Below are 18,634 nucleotides of genomic sequence, written 5' to 3'. Positions count from 1 at the left end.
GAAGTCTGGTTGAAAGTTAAAATGATAGGGATATCGCTTGTTATCATTATTGCGGCAGTCGTATCGGCTTATTTCGTTTGGCCGGATAAGCAAGAGGCAGGCGTTCGCTGGCCGGAGAAGCAGGCGCTGCCTTCCTTCCAGACACCAGCTGAAACACTTGATATGATCTACACAACCGATTACTACTACTATCAGGCAGAGAATACAAACTTCGGACATGACACCGGTAAAGCGGATGGAAACGGCTGGCTGGCGACAGCAGGTGCCGATACTGCAGATAAGGCTATGTTGGATGTAACGGGACGTAAGGAAGTACCGGCTGGTGACATAAAGGCTGTATTTAACTTGCAGGTCGATAATTTCGCCGATGAGGATGGGGTTGTAGCATCCCTTGAAGTCCGGGATCAGACAGCAGATAAGGTACTTGCCTCTCAGGATGTTCGCAACTGGGATTTTAAATTGCCAAATGCATCGCAAAGCTTCGAGCTGGCTTTTACGGCTCCGGGTGAAGGGCATGAGCTGGAGTTCCGAGTCCAATGGACCGGCAAATCGACAGTGAAGCTGTTTGATGTTGGGGTGTTTTGGCCGCTGCGGAAAGAGGAGAACTTGCTGTTCACTTCCTTGAAAGGAGTAGTGAATCAGAAGCAGCCGCGTATTTATTCGTATACCGATAATGTACGGGGCTCAACAGATACTTCCTGGCTGGATGCTTTAAATCAGAAATATACCGAAGTGGATGACAGCTGGAAGCTGCTGGACAAATACCGTTCAGAGCTAAAAGGAATTATCGTGTACGACGATCAGCAGCCGGATACCATTAATCTAGCCACTACGATGGCAGGCTTAAAAAATGCGCTGGTTGCTCCGCCGAACCTTGCGGACAAATTAACGAGCGAGCCGTACAATCTTCCTGTGCTGGAAGATTTGCGCGGTAAATTCAAATCCAAGCTTGAAGTGTATGGCTATCTGTACGACCACTACTGGAAAGATGCAACCCATAAAGCCATCATTGGCCTTGATCCTGGAATCCAGTCGTATTTGCGGGATTATGCGATCGGGATTGATGCTGCTGTCGTTTGGCTGAATCCAGCTGATGCTGATGAAGATGCTATGCTTAGTAAATTCATGAAGGATATGCCTTATGGTACCGGGCTATATCTGGGCTGGTGGCCGGATGAAGGAGCAGGCGTCAAGAAAACCTCAGATTACGGACTCGCGACAGTAGCAAGTGACTTTTCCTCAAACTTAAGTGTATTTAGCGGTACATCACGTACAATCGAGAAGCCGCAAGTACCGGAAAAGCCTGCACTGGAGAATAAAGTCTATGTTTCCTTTATTCTTAGCGATGGTGATAATCTCCAGTACATGGAGCATTTCTTCAAGACGGTATGGGATTCTCCGAACCGGGGTGAAGTTCCGCTCGGCTGGACAGTCTCGCCGCTGATGCTGGATACGATGCCAGGGATCCTGGACTATCTGTACAAATCCGCTACGCCTAACGATGCCTTTGTCTCGGGCCCTTCGGGTGTTGGGTATACGTATCCGAACTTCTGGGAGAAGGAAGAGGGCTTGGACAAATTCTTCACCCGCACGAATGAGTATATGAAGCGAACTGGCCTGAACGTTCTGACGATATGGAACTATGTGAAGGGAGAGATTAAGCCTGAGGTAGCTGAGCGATTGGCTAAGGATGCTCCTGACTTGCTTGGTTTCACTTCCCAGTTCGGAACCGGTGCGATCGGGGTATATGGCAATTCGCTGCCCGGGCAAGAACTTAATATTGCATACGGCAGTGCGGAGAGCGATCTTACTGACGGAGTTGCAGACGGCTTGAAACGCTGGGACGGCAAGTCCCCGTCATTCGTCTCGATTCAAGCCAACCCTTGGCAGGTCAACTATCAGAATTTCGTCAATGCCATGAATTACTATAAAGACAATAAGGACGTTGTGTTCGTCCGGCCGGATGTATACTTCCAGCTGATGCGAGAGAGTAAAGGGCTGCCGGTGCAGCCAGCTGCTAAGTAGCAGCTTCCAAGCAGCAACAAAAGGGTCAGCCCGTCATCTATCTGATGACGGGCTGCTCTATTTTGAGGAAAATTAAGGGAGAGATAAGTCGTTTTTTCTTTTATTGCACTAGGGAGCTACTTCTCCACCCGAACTCCAGCCCCGCGGAAGGCAGCTGCGGTTTCTTCTGTTAGCCCCTTGTCGGTAATCAGCGCAGTCAGCTCTGACAGCTGGGCGAATGTACGCAGCGCGCTATGGCCGAACTTGTGATGGTCGGCGACGCCGTAGCATTCGCGGGCGGTAGCCATTAGTGCTTGCTTGAAGTCGATCAGGTCGCCGGTGTAGACGGATAAGCCATATTCGAGATGAACGCCGGTGGCGGAAATAAATGCTTTGTTGATGTTCAGGCTGCGGACGTAAGCGACTGCTTCTGGACCGGCAAGCACATTACGTACGCGGTAGCCGCCGGGGACAACGAGCCGAACGTTTTCTTTTGCAGCCAGCTCGCTGATAATGTACACATCGTTTGTAATGACTGTCACTGGAATGGAATCAAGCCGTTTTGCGATCTCAAGTGTTGTGCTTCCGCCGTCCAGAGCGATAATATCGTTACTCTTAATGAACTTCATAGCCGTCTCGGCTATTTCGGTCTTCTCATCGGAATGCTTCACGAGAGGTTCCTTCACTGGAAGGATACCGAACTGATCACTGTTGGCCAGCACCGCACCGCCATGTACTCGTTTCACCAAACCTTGCTCCTCCAGCTTCGTCAAATCCTCGCGGATCGTTTTACCGGTTACGTTAAGTCGTTCGCTAAGCTCGGCAACAGTTACTTCCTTCTGCGTAAGCAGAACCTCCATAATGCTCTCATATCGGCGTAAATGGTTCATTTATTGTTCATCCGTTCTATAGGTATTGCTATTATTTTAACGCTTGTCCTTTTGAAACGTCCAGATGGATCGTCCTTCTATTAGGTATACCCTATTTAGTAGGTTTAAATAGGTTCATATACAAAATACATAATGATTAATTCTATTATATGAACTAAAATAAACACAAATGAACTTTATGGATCGATAGAGAGGAGCATTCCTATGAATGGACAACAGCAGCGCCAAGCGGAGATCGTTAAGGCGGTCGCTCTGAAAGCGCAGAATCAGCCTTTGCTAGGCAGCGGGTTATGGTTTCATAATGATATCCGGGATAACTATTATTATGCTTCTTATTTATTTGCTGCGGCAGTAGAATCACCAGCAATCCTTCATGACCCTGCTGATGCGAAAAAGAAAGCAGAAAGCGTACTCGCCAAAGTGCTTCAGCTTCAGCAAAATGATCCGGACCTGCCTTTGTACGGCCATTTTCCGCTGAATTTGAATCCATCACCTGAGCAGGCGCGTCCACATGAGCTTCCTGTCGAGCTGATGGGGAGCCTTATGGCTTATTTCTACAACCGTTATGAGAGAGAATTAAGTCCTGAGTTAAGAGAAGCGTTCGAGACAGCGCTGCGGCATATTTATCTGGGAGGCTTTTTCCGGAAACCGCTGCAAATGTTTAATCATCATGAGGCGAAATACACGGCAGCCAAAATCATATTCGGACAGCGTTACGAAGATCGGGAGCTGCTTGAGGATGGCATTAATTCCCTGCAGAAAACGATAGTGAGGGTAACAACACAAGGCATGCCAGAATACGGTGCTTTGCCATGGTTCTGGCATTGGGTTCAGGCATTCACTTGTGCATGGGAGCTAACTAGCGATAACAGCTTAAAGCAGCATCTTGCGGAACTTCTCGACTACCTATGGAATGAAAGATCATTGTTCTATCTGAAAGGCGCATGGGTAGGAGCACATTCCCGCGTATGGCCGCATGATGCGCCGGCTGATCGTAACGTGCTGCATGATTATGTGCAATTTGGCGATTTTCCACTAGGTGAGGATATGCCTCGTACGGAATATGCAGGCTTCTTCTGTTATCCGGCGCCGGAAGCGGCCCGCCAACGGGCGTTGCAGCGCCAAGAGCCTTCTGAAGTCCATAAACAAATTGTGAAGATTGATACCGGTGAAGAAATCCCTCTTCATTCCTATGTTTACGTGACGAAGGATTTTGCATCCGGTGGGATATGGGAGCGGGTTAAGGAGTTTGATAATGAGCAAATTCGGTGGCTGGTATCTTTCCCGGTAACGGCGGATAATAGCGTCAACCAGCTGACCTTTTTCCATCCAGGAGAGGGTTACAGAGATGGCGATCCAAGGCATCAAAGCGAATATGCTCAGGTCTTGTACGTTAAGAATCGAATTTTAACGGTATTTCCTGTTCCTGAAGACAATCCGCATCAAGAAATCATTGGTATCCTTCCAAAAGGGACATGGATCATGGAAGAAGCGGGTTTGTTTGGTCAGGTGCAAAATTGCTATGTTTCAATCTTGCTGAAAGGCCGCTATTCGGTCGAGGAATTAGATACTTACAATCAGGTTCGTCTACATGGGGAACCTGCAGCAATTGCAGTTGAAGTGATAGGGCTAGAGGAAGCCAAGTTACTTGGGATTCTTAATGTATCTTCTCTCGCAGAACAGTTTGATCCGACAAGCTTCACGATGGAACTGCTTGGCAGTCAGAAAGGCACAATCACCTATAGGGGAATCAGTAGCCAAGACATCCTTGAGCTGACGAGCGGACTTTATTCGGCTAATCCTAAATAAGTTACAAAAGGGGAAGATTCCAATGAGGAATTCTTTCCCCTTTTTCTTTGCATAATATGAGAGTGTCTTCTCATGGAAGAATGTCATAATCCGATTAGTAGAGGTGTAGCAATGAAAGCCGTAACGTATCAAGGATCGCACTCGGTTAAAGTGAAGGAAGTTCAGGATCCTGCAATTGAGAAGAATGACGATATTATCGTTCGCATCACAAGTACAGCTATTTGCGGTTCGGATCTCCATCTTTATCAAGGGAGTATGCCCTTGCCGGAAGGCTATATTATAGGACATGAGCCGATGGGAATCGTGGAAGAGGTAGGTCCAGAAGTGACTCGAGTGAAAAAAGGGGACCGTGTCGTCATCCCTTTCACCGTTTCCTGCGGCCAATGCTTCTATTGCAAGCATGACCTCGAAAGTCAATGTGATAACAGTAATCCGCATTATGATTCAGGCGGTTATTTTGGCTATACCGAGAAGTTCGGCAATTACCCTGGAGGCCAGGCTGAGTACCTTCGTGTACCGTTTGGTAATGTAATGCCGCTTGTTATTCCGCCATCCTGCGAACTGGAGGATGAATCGTTGTTGTTTCTGTCCGATGTTCTGCCTACCGCATATTGGAGCGTCGAAAATGCCGGCGTTAAGGAAGGCGATACCGTTGTTGTACTAGGCTGCGGGCCAGTAGGCTTGATGGCGCAGAAGTTCGCCTGGATGAAGGGGGCTAAGCGGGTTATTGCGGTTGATTATCTGCAATATCGGCTGCATCATGCCAAAAATATGAGTCAGGTGGAAACCTTCGATTTCACAAAGCAGGATGATATGGGGGAACACCTGAAGGAGATTACGCATGGCGGTGCAGATGTTGTCATTGATTGCGTCGGAATGGACGGCAAGAAATCACCGCTTGAATATATTGAACAGAAACTTAAGCTGCAAGGCGGAACATTAGGCCCGATCCAGATTTCGACCAAAGCCGTTCGTAAAGGCGGGACCGTGCAAATTACAGGTGTTTATGGCTCTAATTATAATGCCTTCCCGTTAGGCGCTTTTTTCGCCAGAAATATAACGCTTAAGATGGGACAAGCGCCGGCCCTCCACTATATGCCTGAATTGTACAAGAAAATCGTAAACGGAGAGTTTGATCCTAAAGCGATTATCACGCACAGTCTCCCATTGGATGAAGCCAGCCATGGCTATCATCTCTTTAATAATCGTGAGGATAATTGCATTAAAGTTATATTGAAGCCATAACCATACCACTAATTTCTCCGCCATACATGCTCCGGTTATTGGTCTGTTTGAAAATGAACAACAGTCTAGCCGGAGCAAGCATGGCCTTCCGATTTTTCCCTCACTAGTGATTGGAATGTGCTTCTTCCATCATGCGCTCCACCCAGCGATAACATTGCTCCAGCTGCTCATCGGTGACCTTTTCCGAGCGATGCTCGAACATGATTCTTACTTCTGGATTCTCTTGAAAAATGATACGCAAATACTCCTCAATCGGAGCCCAGCCGTCGCTTGGATGCTGATTAGGCAGGACAGGCATCCGGCTCTGCGTAATGCTTCCGTCAACCATCTGCATATTGGAGAGATGAATTGCTGCGGCATACTTGGCATATTGCTCAAGCACTGTCAGTGCATTGAAATGAGGATCAATCTGTTCCTGAAGATAAAGCCTCGCCGTATCTAAACATAGCTTAATGTCGCTGTGTTGCTCCAACTTCTTCTGCAAATAGTCTTGTTCATAGATATATCTGTTCAAAGCATCAAACTCCAGAACAGGTGTAAAACCATACTCCGCACTCTTCCAAGAAAGCCATTCGAACAAAACATCACTGCGCTGCTTAAACTCCTCGAAGGGATATTCACTTTCATACTCAAATTCCATCCGGTCATCAAACCGCCAGCTCGTCCAATCTACTCGATTATCAAGAAGGACTGGCTTCGGATAATGAAAAAGAATATAGTCCGGCTTCATACGTGAAGTGATATAAACCAATTCTTGTTCAACAATCGAATAAGCATCTGATCGGATGGTATCATCCTGCGCAAGAAATAGAGCATCCCGGAGATTTGATAGACCAGCCCGAAGCGGAAAATGAATGCCAATCCGGTAATCAGTCTTGTGGGATTCTTGGACTAGATTGGTAATATCCTGCTCTTCTTGAAATAAACAAGCTTCTATCCCGTAGAAGTCTGTTTTATAATCTCTATAGAATTTGTTGTAATCAAAATGTCCGTATTGCCCGATTAGGAAGCGATTCATGAATGTGTAACCCCTTTACAAGATGAGGAGAGATTCGTTATGAAACCAACAACGTACTATGCTGTCATCTTTACAAGCCAACGGAATGAAGGTGATCACGGATATTCTGAAATGGCTGATCGAATGGATGAACTCGCCCGGAAGCAGCCTGGATTTATTGATGCGGAAAGCGTTCGTGATGCAGCAGGCTCTGGTATAACCGTTTCGTATTGGGAGAGTCTTGAAGCGATTCGCAGCTGGAAGCAAAACGAGGAGCATCTGGTTGCCCAGGAAAAAGGCAGGCAAGCTTGGTATGAGAGCTACAAAGTGCGAATCTGTAAGGTAGAAAGAGAATATTCTTTTTAAAAATAGATTAGGAAATATTCTCCATCCCCGAGATGGTTTCCTTTCGAAAAAGGAAAAAGGCGGAGCAGAAATTTCTGCTTCGCCTTTTTGTTATTTATGGGAGGCGAGCTCAGCAAGCCGTTCCATAACCCTCGTATTAAATAACCCGCCATGATAACAAATGATGGCCTCAATATCGATGTCGAGCAGCTTTGTAATAGATGCTTGTGCCGTTTCTGGATCAAGTGTTGTTGCAGGATCAGCTCCAAACAGCTCGCCATCCTTGACTATGAGTGCATCCCCGGCAATTAAGGTCCGGGATGGCTCATGATAAAGGCTGATATGTCCAGGTGTATGGCCCGGCGTATCAATAACCGTGATGCCCCCGCATAACGAAAGATACTGGCCGTGAGCGAGATCACGGTCGACGTTCGCTTTTGGCGGGTGGAGCATTAGTCTCTTTAGTCCGTTACGGAATGATTCAGGCACCGAATCCGGCATAAGGTCTATGCTAGCAATCGCTTCATCAGTAAAACGGATGAGCCTTTTATCGCCTTGTATATATGGTTTCTCAAGTGGGTGCGCCATAACTTCGGGCTTAGATGAGGTCTGTTCAACCAATTCCGGTAAATTTCCGATATGATCGATGTCCTGATGGGTAATAATCATATGAGAAAGCTTGCTCCGATCCGCTCCTGCAGCATCTATAGCAGCTTGAAGCTGCTTAAGCTGAGCAGGGTAACCGGTGTCCAGCAGAACTACGGATTGTTCATCCCATAGAAGTACAGGGTGAACGGTATCCATTTTCCCCATTACAGGGGTACTTATCGAAAGCATAGCAATTCCTTGCTGAATAAGCATATTGGTCACACTCCTCGTACAAAATGAAGGGACCCGGCCGAGGTCATGTGACCATTTTATAGACATTACAAGCGTATGTAAATAGTAAAATATTATATTATAACACATAAATATTTATTTGTCAATAGATTAATTCTGGGATGAAGAAGCCTAAAAGAGCGGTTGTTGACTTATGTTTTAGTTGTAACTACGTTGGTTACAACGATTAGTGGTTGTGGTTGCTCTTAAGCATATAGAAAAAGAAGGCTGCTCCGATCATCTTGATGATGAGAGAGCAGCCTTCTTTTATAATAAAGCGCCGCGTTTTTTCAAATGACGGTACAGCACAATAGACATGATTGAGCAGAGCAGGGCACATACGCCGATAAAGTAATACCCCGCTTGAAGACCAGCAATTAAGCCGGCTTTCGGTTGTTCCGAATCGGCGAACCCATCCTTGAACAGTTCTGTAATAAGCCCAATTAAGTAGTTCCCCGCAACTGTAGCAACTCCCATTAGCGTTACTGTGAACGTAATGGCGGTATCCGTTTCTTTCGAATACCGTCTAGCGATTAATGCCATAACTGTCGGATAGATTGGCGCGATTCCAATGCCAGCTGCGGCAAATAGGAAGGCGCCTGGTTCTCCCGCGATAACGGCTGCTATAGAACACAGTCCAGAGAAAGCTGACAATAGGATAAGTGACATCGTATACCCGATTTTATCTGTAACGGGACCAAGTATAAGCCTCGCAAGCATGAAGCAGAAGAAGAATGCGGACAGCATGCCAGCCGATGCATCACTGCTCCAACCATAGGCTTTCTCCAGAAAGTTAACCAGCCAGCTTCCAATTGACAGCTCAGATATAACGCCAAGAGAGAGGACACCAACGAGCAGCCATGCTGCTTTGTCCCGTATATATTGCTTCAGCGATAGACGTTCCCCCTGTTTTTCTTCCTGCTTTGGTGATTTTGCGAAGATCGTTGGAATCATCGGAAGCAGCGTCAGTGACAGCATCAGGCAATACATCCCGCGCCAGCCAAGCTCCGAGCCAAGGAACTGGACCCCCATCAGATTAGCCGCCATAATTGGCGCTACCATTGAGCTTAACCCATAGAAGAAATGAGCAAGGTTCATCATCGTACCGGTATTGCGGGTGAAGATTTGGGCTGCCAGAATGGCTAGTGCTATCTCCAGCAGACCGTTGCCGATATACATGAAGAAATAAGACAACACCATTGTTGAATAGGTAGCAGAGAAATACAGGCAGAAGCCCGATACGACCATGGAGCCAAAAGCGAGAAGAGTCGTCAGCTTAATGCCGATTTTTTTGACTAACGAACCGGTAAAGCTGCAGGCAATCAAATAACCTAGTGAATTTAAGGCGAGCAGCATACCAATCTGCGCTTCATTTAGTGAGAAATCAGCCTGCATACGTGGTATAGCGGGGCCTTTGATGTTTTCCGAAAATCCAAATATAAGAAATCCGCCAAATACGACGGCCAGCAGCAGCGTATGGTTGCTGAATAAAGACCGCTTATGTCTTGCTTCTAGCTCTGTTTGCATGTGTTCCTCCTGCTTCGTAATCTATGAAGTCCGTCTACTAATGTACCATTGTTCGGGCATAGGGGAAATATTTGCAGGAAGGAAAATGCCGTCGAAACGCGAATATATGTACGGTTACGGTATCTAGGTACAGTAGGATGGAAAGGGATGTTCATAGAGTGAAATTTTTTCATACTGCAGACTGGCATTTAGGCAAGCTTGTGCAGGGTGTATATATGACAGAAGACCAGCGTTATGTGCTGGAGCAATTTGTACGTGCAATTGAGGAAGAACGGCCGGATGCGGTCATTATTGCTGGCGACCTGTATGACAGGGCTGTTCCGCCAACGGAAGCGGTTGATCTGCTGGATGAATTGCTGGAACAAATCGTAGTTGAGCTGGATACGCCAGTGCTTGCCATCTCCGGTAATCATGATAGCCCGGATCGGATCGATTTCGGGACCGCGATGATGGAGAGCCGTGGGCTTCATATTGCCGGAAGGCTGCGGGAGGAGCATAAGCCCGTTGTACTGAGGGATGCGGACGGCGAGGTGCATGTGCATCTTGTGCCTTATGCCGATCCTGCACAGGTGCGTCATGCTTTTAATGACGAGAGCATCCGGACGCATGACGAGGCGATGCTAGCGATTACGAGCCGCATTACCGGGCAAATGGATCCGGCGGCAAGACATATTTTAGTCGGACATGCTTTCGTGACGGCGACGGGTGCTGCTGAGCCTAATACTAGTGATTCGGAACGCCCTCTAGCGATTGGTGGTGCCGAGCATGTTCGGGCTGCGTATTTCGAGCCCTTCCATTATACCGCGCTTGGGCATTTACATCAGGCGCATTTTGTCGGCAGTGAAAAAATCAGATATGCCGGTTCGCCTCTGAAATACTCCATATCCGAGGAGCATCACAACAAAGGTTATTTGGTCGTGAACATAGATGGAGACGGGAATGTCAGTGTTGAAAAGCGTGAGTTGAAGCCTTTGCGTGATATGCGGCGGATTACGGGCCCAATTGAAGAGATTGAAGCTCATCCGGTATGTGATGATTACGTATTCGTTACGCTGCTGAATGATAACCCCGTGCTTTTCCCGATGGAAAAGGTTCGGGCGGTTTATCCAAATGCGCTGCATGTGGAGCGTAGAATAACGGCTGTCCGCGGAACAGGTGAAGCAGGGGATACACCGGAGGAGGCTGCACGCAGAAGTGAAGCGGATCCGGTCAGCTTATTTGAATCATTTTATCTGGAAGTGAAAGGTGTACCGCTGGATGAGCCAAAGAAAAAGCTGTTTGCAGATGCGTTTGGCGGATTGCTTCGAGAGGAGGGTGAAGTACGATGAGACCTCTCAAAATTACGATGACGGCCTTTGGTCCATACCGGGACGCAGAGATCGTTGATTTTGGCGAACTTGGCCAGCATCGGCTGTTTGTTATTTCCGGCAGCACCGGAGCGGGCAAAACAACGATTTTTGATGCGATTTGTTTTGCGCTGTACGGCACGGCAAGTGGTGAAGACCGCTCGGAGCCGCGTATGCTGCGGAGTCATTTCGCTGACGATGAGAAGCATACAGCGGTAGAATTGGATTTTGCGGTTGGGCGCCGGACGTATCGGGTTTTCCGTCAGCTTCCTCATCGGAAAGGCGCGAACAAGAGCGAGACAGGCGGTAAAGCGGAGCTGTATGAATTGACAGACGGCGAAGTGGTTCCCGTCGTTGACCGGTTCACGGTTGGGGATGTGAATGCCAAGCTTGAGACGATTATTGGCCTCTCGAAGGAGCAGTTTAATCAGATCGTCATGCTGCCGCAAGGCGAATTCCGCAAGCTGCTTACATCGGATACGGATAACAAAGAAGAGATTCTGAGACGGATCTTCCGGACGGAGCTGTATCAACGGCTTGAGACGCGATTTCAGCAGCAGAATCGGGAGCTTGGTGATTCTCTGAAGGAAGCAAAGATCAGCGTTGATCATTTCATGAAGCAGGCAGCGGACAATATTCCAAGAAGAGAAGGCAGTACGCTTGCGCAGACTCTTGCTCAAGAGCTGTATAGTGCTGCGCAGCTGTCGGAAGCTTTGGAGCAGGAGATCAGCTACTATCGCCAGCTTATGACGGAAGGCGAAGCGGGGAAAAAAGAGCTGCAGCGAATGCTTGATGAGCAGGAGCTGGCGCTGCGCGGGGAGCTGGCGCTGCAGGCGAGGTTCGCCGAGCTGGCTGGCGAGAAGGCGAAGCAGGAGCAGCTAGTGGCGCAGCGCAGCGAGTATGTGGAGCGCGAGCGGCGGCTGTTGCTCGCGGAACGCGCGGCGCTGCTTGTGCCGTATGCGGAGCAGGCAGGTCGAGCGGAGCGGGATGCCGCAGCGAAGCAGCAGGCACGCGACATGCGGCGCCAGGCGGCGGATGCCGCGAAGGAGGCGCTTGCGGCGGCTGAGGAGCGGTATCGCCGCGAGGAGGAACGCGGCGAGGAGCGGCAGGCAGCAGAGCGTGAGCTGCACAAGCTGGCGGAGCTGGCGCCAGCCGTGCAGACGCTGGAGGGGCAGCGCGTAGCGGTGGAGCAGCTCGCTGCTGCGGAGAAGAGCGGAGCCACGAAGCTTACGGCTGCAGAAGCGCAAATCGCCGAAGCGAAGGGAGCAAAGCAGGCGCTTGCGGCGCAGCTCAAAGCCTTCGAGAGCGATGCTGAGATGCTGCCCGCTATCATCGAGCAGCGGAGTCAGGTGCTGCAGACAGGCAAGTATATTTCCAAGCTGATTGAACTGGAGAAGGAACTTGCTGTTTACTCTACCCTTATTGAAGAGAGGACCCAATCTCTTACTCATAAACGTGATGAGCATGATCAGTTAGAGCGGATCTGGGTTGAAGGGCAGGCAAGCCTGTTGGCCGCCCATCTTCATGACGGTCAGCCATGTCCGGTATGCGGAAGTGAGGAGCATCCAGGTAAAGCTGTTACTGCGGAAGCTGTGCCTTCACGGGAGCAGCTTCAACTGGCGAAGGAGCAGCTGTCGCAGGTTGAACGTGAGCTGAACGAAGCCAAGCTTCAGGCTGCTTCTGCACGTTCGAGCTGGGAAGGCAGCGCGGCAGAGCTGGCAGAGTATGGCGCTGAAGCATCTGGACTAGCAGAGCAGCAGACTTCCTTGAGGCAGCGCTGGAAGCAGCTGAATGAGGAAGCGGAACGTCTGCAGAAGCAAGCGGAGCAATCCAAGCAGCTGAAGCTGAAGGCAGAAGAGCTGGAACAGCAGCTTGATCGGCTGCAACAGGCGAAGGATCAGCTGCAGACGGAACAGCAGCAGATTGCGGTAGAGAAAGGTGCTAAGCAGTCGGCACTGTCGAAAGAGCTTGAGCGTATTCCAGAGTCCCTTCGTTCACCAAAGCTAATGGAACAGAGGTTGAAGGAGCAGCGTTCCTTAGCGGAATCTCTTGCCGCAGCTTGGAAGGAGGCGCAGGACCAATTGCTTCGAATGCGCGCCAAGTTCGCAGAGGAGCAGGCACATGCGGAGCAAACTGAGCTGCAGCTGATTGATGCGAAGAACAACATGACACTAGCGGTGAAACGTCTGGAAGAAGAACTGGTCAAAGCGGAGTTTGATTCCATGACAAGCTTCCAGGAGGCGCATATGCCGGAGCCGGAGAGCCGGACGCTTAAAGCTCAGATCGAAGCTTACAAAACGGCCGTCGCAGCTGTGAGGAAGCGGATTGACGAGCTCGAGCTGGAGCTTGCCGGCAAAGAGCAGGCAGATATCGAGCTCCTGAACGCCGAGATAACGGACATGAAACGACGTATTGAAGCAGCAGGTAATGCTTTGCAGATCGCGGCACGTTTCGCCGATGATGCCGGAAGACTGAAGACATCCATTGATCAAGCGTCTGTAAGAGTGAAGGAGCTCGAGGCGAAGCTTGCGCAGGTGCTTGATTTGTACCAAATGCTTAAAGGTGACAATGCACTCAAAATTTCATTCGAACGTTATATCCTTATTGAATATTTGGAGCAGATTTTGCATGCGGCGAATGCCCGGCTCCGTCATCTGTCTGGCGGACAGTTCGTTCTGCAACGAAGCGACCGGCTGGAGACACGTGGAAAGCAGAGTGGTCTTGGGCTTGATGTTTACGATGCTTATACGGGGCAGAATCGTGATGTGAAGACAATGTCTGGCGGGGAGAAATTTAATGCTTCGCTTTGCCTGGCGCTAGGGATGACGGATGTTATTCAATCGTATCAAGGCGGTGTCTCTATTGAAATGATGTTCATTGATGAAGGCTTTGGTTCCCTTGATGAAGACTCTCTGAACAAAGCGATCGAGGCACTAGTAGATCTGCAGCGTTCAGGCCGTATGATTGGTGTTATCTCTCACGTGCAGGAATTAAAGCAGGCTTTCCCTGCAAGTCTTGAAGTATACAAGACGAAGGAAGGCTATAGCCGAACGTCTATTTCGGTAAAATAAGGTCAGCACTTGACACCATCCTAGAGCGGACCGTATAGTGAAAGAACATATGCGGCAACGCGCAATAATCGTAAGGGAAGCACCCTTCGAACCAGCCTTTTGGCTTGGTTTGAAGGGTGCTTTTTTGCGTTTATCTGCATCCGCTGTGACCAATAAACAAGGAGGATTTATTCGTATGAAATCTCGAATGTTGACGGCAGTTATGTTTCTTACCTTACTGTTGTCTGCCATGCTGCCGGCTGCTGTTACAGAAGCAGCAGTGAACACGTTGTCCACAACGGCGCAGAAGCAGTTCGACAAGACCAAGGCGGCATTATCGTCTAGTGACTCGGCCAAGCTGCAGTCGCTATACCAAAGCTTTATCCAGCAGCAAAATGCAATTGGGGACCGCGATACGAAGCTCAAGGCCACAAGCAAGACAAATGACGACGAGGAGTCGGAGATCCGGCAGAAGATTAAGCTAATTGACAAGTCGAAGCTCGAAGCACTGGACCGGAAGGTCGCGCAGCTGAAGCAATATTACCAGCCCTTGTTTGATAAGTATGCAGTTGCTCAAGCTGAATTAAAGGCAGCAAGGAAATATGGGATTAAGGAGCTGACAGCGGCTGTACAGTTTAAAGTTGATCTGCTTGAGATCTCGGTGAAGGGTGCCAAAGAGGAAATACGAACGGCTCAAAGTACACTTAGCTCAGCTAAATCATCCGCAAGCGACAAAATGAAACGGCTGCGTACTCAGCTTGATGCGATTGATGCACAAGAGCAGCAAGGATCTACGGCAAAGTCGGCGATCAGCCAACTGAACAAGCAGAAATCTGCTGAGTGGAGTGACTTGCTGTATGCGCTTCGCAGCTATGATGGGAAGACAGCTATCCGTTCACTCACAACACTCGTTAGTGTCGTCCAACAAATTTCTGCTCAGCAGATCAAAATAGAAGGCTATGAAAACAAGATAGCAGCCATTAATAAAAGCGTTTCGAACCAGCTCGTATAGGAGTAACAAATACAAAGAAGAGGCCGTCTCACAGGGACAGCCTCTTCTTTGTATTTGTTGCTAAATTGTCGATTGCGCAGCAGCAGAGACAAGACCTATAATAACTAGGCCGACAGTTACGAGCACGACTAGACCGTTTAACACAATTCCGATAATCGCGAATGTTTTACGCCGAGTCTTCGAAGCTGCGCCAATGATCCCAAGGATTAGACCAATAATAGCAACACCGACAGACGCGAGCATACAGAAGCCTGCAATAAGAATAGGCACAATGTTAGATGGAAGTGCCTCGCCATTGATGTTTTCCAGTTCATTCAGGAAGGCTTGTGGATCATCCGAGACGTTGCTGGCGAAGACTGCCGCGCTGATGAAAGCACCAACAACTAGGAGTACCGTCACAAGCGCCAAGATGAAAGATGCTATACCTAAGCCTGATTGTTTCAGAGGTTGGTTCTCTCTTGGTGGTGGTGACTTGAACGAAGGCCTGGATGCGTAAGGGTTATCATAAGTTTGTTCAGGATTTTCAGTAGCATTCGTATCCTGGTCCGGCTGTATAGGATTACGTGGTTCCTCCAAGAAAGATCGACTCCTTTGGAATTAGTGGATTTACTTGTAAGATTATACACAAACATGAAAGGGATGAAAATAAGATGTCTCATAAATATTTTGCATACGGTGCTATTGGCGCTGCTTTGGCGGTTGCTCTAGGTGCCTTTGGTGCTCACGGTCTGAAGGATACTTTGTCAGAGGATATGCTGGAAGTGTACGAGACCGGAGTTCGTTATCATATGTATCACGCATTAGCCTTAATGCTGGTCGCTCTGCTAGCTGACCGGATTGGCGATACCAAGCTAGTAAAAGTGGGGGCTCGTCTTCTTATCGTTGGTATCGTGTTATTCAGCGGAAGCTTATACGCGCTGGCACTCAGCGACATTTCAGTCCTTGGAGCAATCACACCACTTGGCGGTGTAGCCTTCCTAGTTGGCTGGGGTTATATTGCAGCGGCAGCACTGCGTGCACGGAAGAATGCATAAAACAAATAGCTCACTATAAAGTAAAGAAGAGCCTCCTTCACCACTTAACAAGCGGTGAAGGAGGCTCTTCTTAGTCTAATAGTAGTACACCCTTCAACGCTAACTATCAACTCAACTCGCCAGATTGGATTTCATACAGCGATTTCGGCTCATTATTCAAATGCCATCCTCTATATTGGATTTCATACAGCATAATCGCTTGAATAGGCGAGAATAAATCACTTTGATTCAAAAAGACTGTAGCAAATCCAACGAAATATCTGTCATCTTTTCCTCCGAGACTGTTATAGTGGAGTAAATCCAACCTAGCTTCCGAGGGCTAGATTGAAGTGGTGTGATAATGATCTGGCTGTTTGGTCCTGCTTTAGAATGAGATGTCTAGTGTCAGATTATTGATAATTATAGGTCTGAAATGCTATTGAAAACATAATGAAACTTGCGAATTACCTTACTTTTCGACATAACTCGCCTAATTTCTACAAACAGTTCTTATCGTTTTAGTAAATATTTCTATACCGCAAAGATCATTTCGTTTATAATGGTGCTAACAAACACTCGCTTGACCTGACAAGAGGAAGGAAGTTGGTGCGTGACGAAACGGATGGACGGCTCGCCTAATAGACGGCTTCGAATTTCGCAGTCATTTGCCATGCTGCGGACGGCCGCTCTTACGATATCAATTGCCGCGGCGCTGTTCTTTACAGCTGCCTTATATAGGAATGCCGACCCCGTGTTGGAATGGACGGCCTCAATAATGGCCGTTTTGGCATTGGCAATAACGATCTTCTTTTATGTTAAGGACCGTCGAATGATTGGGTTTCGGAACTTCCATACGCCAATTGTAGAGACATTGCTGCAATCAGAAGCTGTTCCGCTTGCAATACTTGATCGGGATGGCGTCATTATGGAAATGAATATTGCCTCAAGCAATACGCTTGGGTATTCACGATCCGAACTGCTTGGGACAGCTCTTGCTCCTTTAGTTGAGCCGGGAAGCCGGAACAGCTTGCAGGAGATGATGGAACAAGCCCTTCAAGGGAAGTCTGAGCAGCGCAACATTAATATTACACATCGTTCCGGATTTCCACTCGAGCTTCAGATGATTAGTGCACCGATGTTGAAGGAAGATGAAGTTATTGGAACGATCATTGTCAGTCAGGATTTAAGCGACCGGAAGCGTAATATAGAGCGGATTCGGTATATGGCTTATTATGACGATATGACAGGACTTCCAAACCGGACATTATTCCATATTCGATTAAATGAAAGTCTTGCACTCGCCAGAGAGCAGGATCAAATGATAGGTTTATGTTATTTGGATTTAGATCGCTTTAAGCTGGTAAATGCATCATTTGGACGTGAATTTGGTGATATGCTGCTTATGCAGGTTGCCGAGCGGCTGACCTCTGCGCTGGGAGACCAAGGTATTATGGCGCGTATGGAGGGCGATGAGTTCGCCTTACTGTTCCCGAATATGGAGTCGGAATCCGAGCTTCTCGAATCAGCACGTAGTCTGTTGCATGCGATTGATGAACCATTTGAATTAAAGGGCTTCCCTTTACATATAACAGCGAGCCTTGGAGCGGTAACAAGCATGATCCATGAGGATGATGGACACATGCTCTTGAAGAAAGCCGATATTGCACTGGTGAAGGTGAAGGAAAGCGGCAAGAATGATTGTATGATGTACTCCGAGAGCTGGAGCAACTCTTCGTTCGAGCGTTTGACCCTTCAGCATGAGATGTATCGGGCTATTCAACGCTGTGAGTTTATTCTCCATTACCAGCCGCAATATGATCTTGTATCCGGAATGATGGTTGGAGTAGAGGCACTTGTAAGGTGGCGGCATCCTGTTAAAGGAATGATAGCACCAGGTGAGTTTATTCCGATTGCTGAGGAAAGCGGCATGATCATACAGATTGGAGATTGGGTGCTGGAGGAAGCATGCCGCCAGAATAAAGCTTGGCAGGATGCAGGGCTTCCGCCGATGCCGGTATCGGTTAATCTGTCGATACGTCAGTTTGTTCAGCAGGATCTATCAAGTAAGGTAGCTTCTGTGCTGGAGAAAACAGGGTTAAAACCGGAGTATCTCGATTTGGAAATTACCGAATCAATGACAATGGACACGGGACATGTATCTCGCTGCCTGCTTGAGCTTACAGATATGGGCGTTGGCATTAGTGTTGATGATTTCGGTACGGGGTACAGCTCATTCCATTATTTAAAGAACTTCCCGATCGATCGCCTGAAGATCGACCGCTCGTTTGTAAGGGATATTCAGCAGGACCCAAGCGATGCGGAGATTGTAGCGGCCATAATCGCTATGGCGCATAATTTGAACATTCAAGTGATCGCCGAAGGTGTTGAGAATGAAGAACAGATGGAGTTTCTGAGAAAACACCGCTGTGACGAAATGCAAGGCTATTTCTGGAGTCCTCCTGTGTCTAGCGCAGCTATCGAACAAATGCTTGGAGCGGCCTTTATTCAATAAATGAT

General features: G+C 48.2%; 14 protein-coding genes. 9 read left to right on the top strand and 5 right to left on the bottom strand.

Annotation, left to right across the window (positions count from 1 at the left end):
- The first annotated feature begins 9 nt into the window (after positions 1-9).
- The gene (locus FHS17_RS20440; RefSeq protein ID WP_167280294.1) at positions 10-2,025 is read left to right on the top strand and encodes a GxGYxYP domain-containing protein; all 2,016 of its coding nucleotides are present in this window, start codon (positions 10-12) and stop codon (positions 2,023-2,025) included.
- Between the two features lie 116 nt (positions 2,026-2,141).
- On the opposite strand, the gene FHS17_RS20435 is transcribed toward FHS17_RS20440, so the two are convergent.
- The gene (locus FHS17_RS20435; protein WP_167280293.1) at positions 2,142-2,894 is read right to left on the bottom strand and encodes a DeoR/GlpR family DNA-binding transcription regulator; all 753 of its coding nucleotides are present in this window, start codon (positions 2,892-2,894) and stop codon (positions 2,142-2,144) included.
- A 204-nt stretch (positions 2,895-3,098) separates the two neighbouring features.
- Here FHS17_RS20435 and FHS17_RS20430 point away from each other — a divergent pair, with 204 nt between their 5' ends.
- Together FHS17_RS20430 and FHS17_RS20425 are read left to right on the top strand one after the other, a co-directional pair.
- A complete protein-coding gene (locus FHS17_RS20430; RefSeq protein WP_167280292.1) occupies positions 3,099-4,703 on the top strand; it encodes a hypothetical protein in 1,605 nt (534 codons plus the stop codon).
- A gap of 111 nt (positions 4,704-4,814) precedes the next feature.
- Positions 4,815-5,948 (top strand): zinc-dependent alcohol dehydrogenase, encoded by a 1,134-nt coding sequence (locus FHS17_RS20425; protein ID WP_167280291.1) that lies wholly within the window; start codon positions 4,815-4,817, stop codon positions 5,946-5,948.
- Between the two features lie 103 nt (positions 5,949-6,051).
- Here FHS17_RS20425 and FHS17_RS20420 read toward each other — a convergent pair whose 3' ends face one another.
- Positions 6,052-6,966, bottom strand: a complete 915-nt coding sequence (locus tag FHS17_RS20420) for a sugar phosphate isomerase/epimerase (RefSeq protein WP_167280290.1) — start codon at positions 6,964-6,966, stop codon at positions 6,052-6,054.
- A gap of 39 nt (positions 6,967-7,005) precedes the next feature.
- Here FHS17_RS20420 and FHS17_RS20415 point away from each other — a divergent pair, with 39 nt between their 5' ends.
- Positions 7,006-7,311 carry an antibiotic biosynthesis monooxygenase family protein gene (locus FHS17_RS20415; protein WP_167280289.1) on the top strand — a complete coding sequence of 102 codons (306 nt, stop codon included), beginning with the start codon at positions 7,006-7,008 and terminating at the stop codon, positions 7,309-7,311.
- A gap of 90 nt (positions 7,312-7,401) precedes the next feature.
- On the opposite strand, the gene FHS17_RS20410 is transcribed toward FHS17_RS20415, so the two are convergent.
- The gene (locus tag FHS17_RS20410; protein ID WP_167280288.1) at positions 7,402-8,151 is read right to left on the bottom strand and encodes an MBL fold metallo-hydrolase; all 750 of its coding nucleotides are present in this window, start codon (positions 8,149-8,151) and stop codon (positions 7,402-7,404) included.
- Positions 8,152-8,436: 285 nt separating this feature from the next.
- Positions 8,437-9,696: an MFS transporter gene (locus FHS17_RS20405; protein WP_167280287.1), complete on the bottom strand. Its 1,260-nt coding sequence runs from the start codon at positions 9,694-9,696 to the stop codon at positions 8,437-8,439.
- Between the two features lie 158 nt (positions 9,697-9,854).
- Between FHS17_RS20405 and FHS17_RS20400 the strand changes: the two genes are divergently transcribed.
- From FHS17_RS20400 to FHS17_RS20390, 3 genes are all read left to right on the top strand, one after another.
- Positions 9,855-11,024, top strand: coding sequence for an exonuclease SbcCD subunit D C-terminal domain-containing protein (locus FHS17_RS20400; RefSeq protein WP_167280286.1), 1,170 nt, complete (start codon positions 9,855-9,857; stop codon positions 11,022-11,024).
- Entirely contained in the window at positions 11,021-14,113 is a 3,093-nt protein-coding gene (locus tag FHS17_RS20395; RefSeq protein WP_167280285.1) for an AAA family ATPase, read from the top strand. The genes FHS17_RS20400 and FHS17_RS20395 overlap by 4 nt, the downstream gene beginning before the upstream one ends.
- A gap of 175 nt (positions 14,114-14,288) precedes the next feature.
- Entirely contained in the window at positions 14,289-15,104 is an 816-nt protein-coding gene (locus FHS17_RS20390; protein WP_167280284.1) for a hypothetical protein, read from the top strand.
- A gap of 60 nt (positions 15,105-15,164) precedes the next feature.
- Here FHS17_RS20390 and FHS17_RS20385 read toward each other — a convergent pair whose 3' ends face one another.
- Positions 15,165-15,680 (bottom strand): hypothetical protein, encoded by a 516-nt coding sequence (locus FHS17_RS20385; protein WP_167280283.1) that lies wholly within the window; start codon positions 15,678-15,680, stop codon positions 15,165-15,167.
- Positions 15,681-15,754: 74 nt separating this feature from the next.
- On the opposite strand from FHS17_RS20385, the gene FHS17_RS20380 reads away from it, so the two are divergent.
- Positions 15,755-16,138, top strand: coding sequence for a DUF423 domain-containing protein (locus FHS17_RS20380; RefSeq protein ID WP_167280282.1), 384 nt, complete (start codon positions 15,755-15,757; stop codon positions 16,136-16,138).
- A gap of 589 nt (positions 16,139-16,727) precedes the next feature.
- Complete coding sequence (locus FHS17_RS20375) at positions 16,728-18,629, top strand: EAL domain-containing protein (RefSeq protein WP_167280281.1); 1,902 nt, start codon at positions 16,728-16,730, stop codon at positions 18,627-18,629.
- Positions 18,630-18,634: the final 5 nt, after the last annotated feature.

The organism is Paenibacillus lupini, assembly GCF_011761355.1.
In the GTDB taxonomy this organism is placed as follows: Bacteria; Bacillota; Bacilli; order Paenibacillales; family Paenibacillaceae; genus Pristimantibacillus; species Pristimantibacillus lupini.
This window is presented reverse-complemented; position numbering and strand designations above follow the sequence as displayed.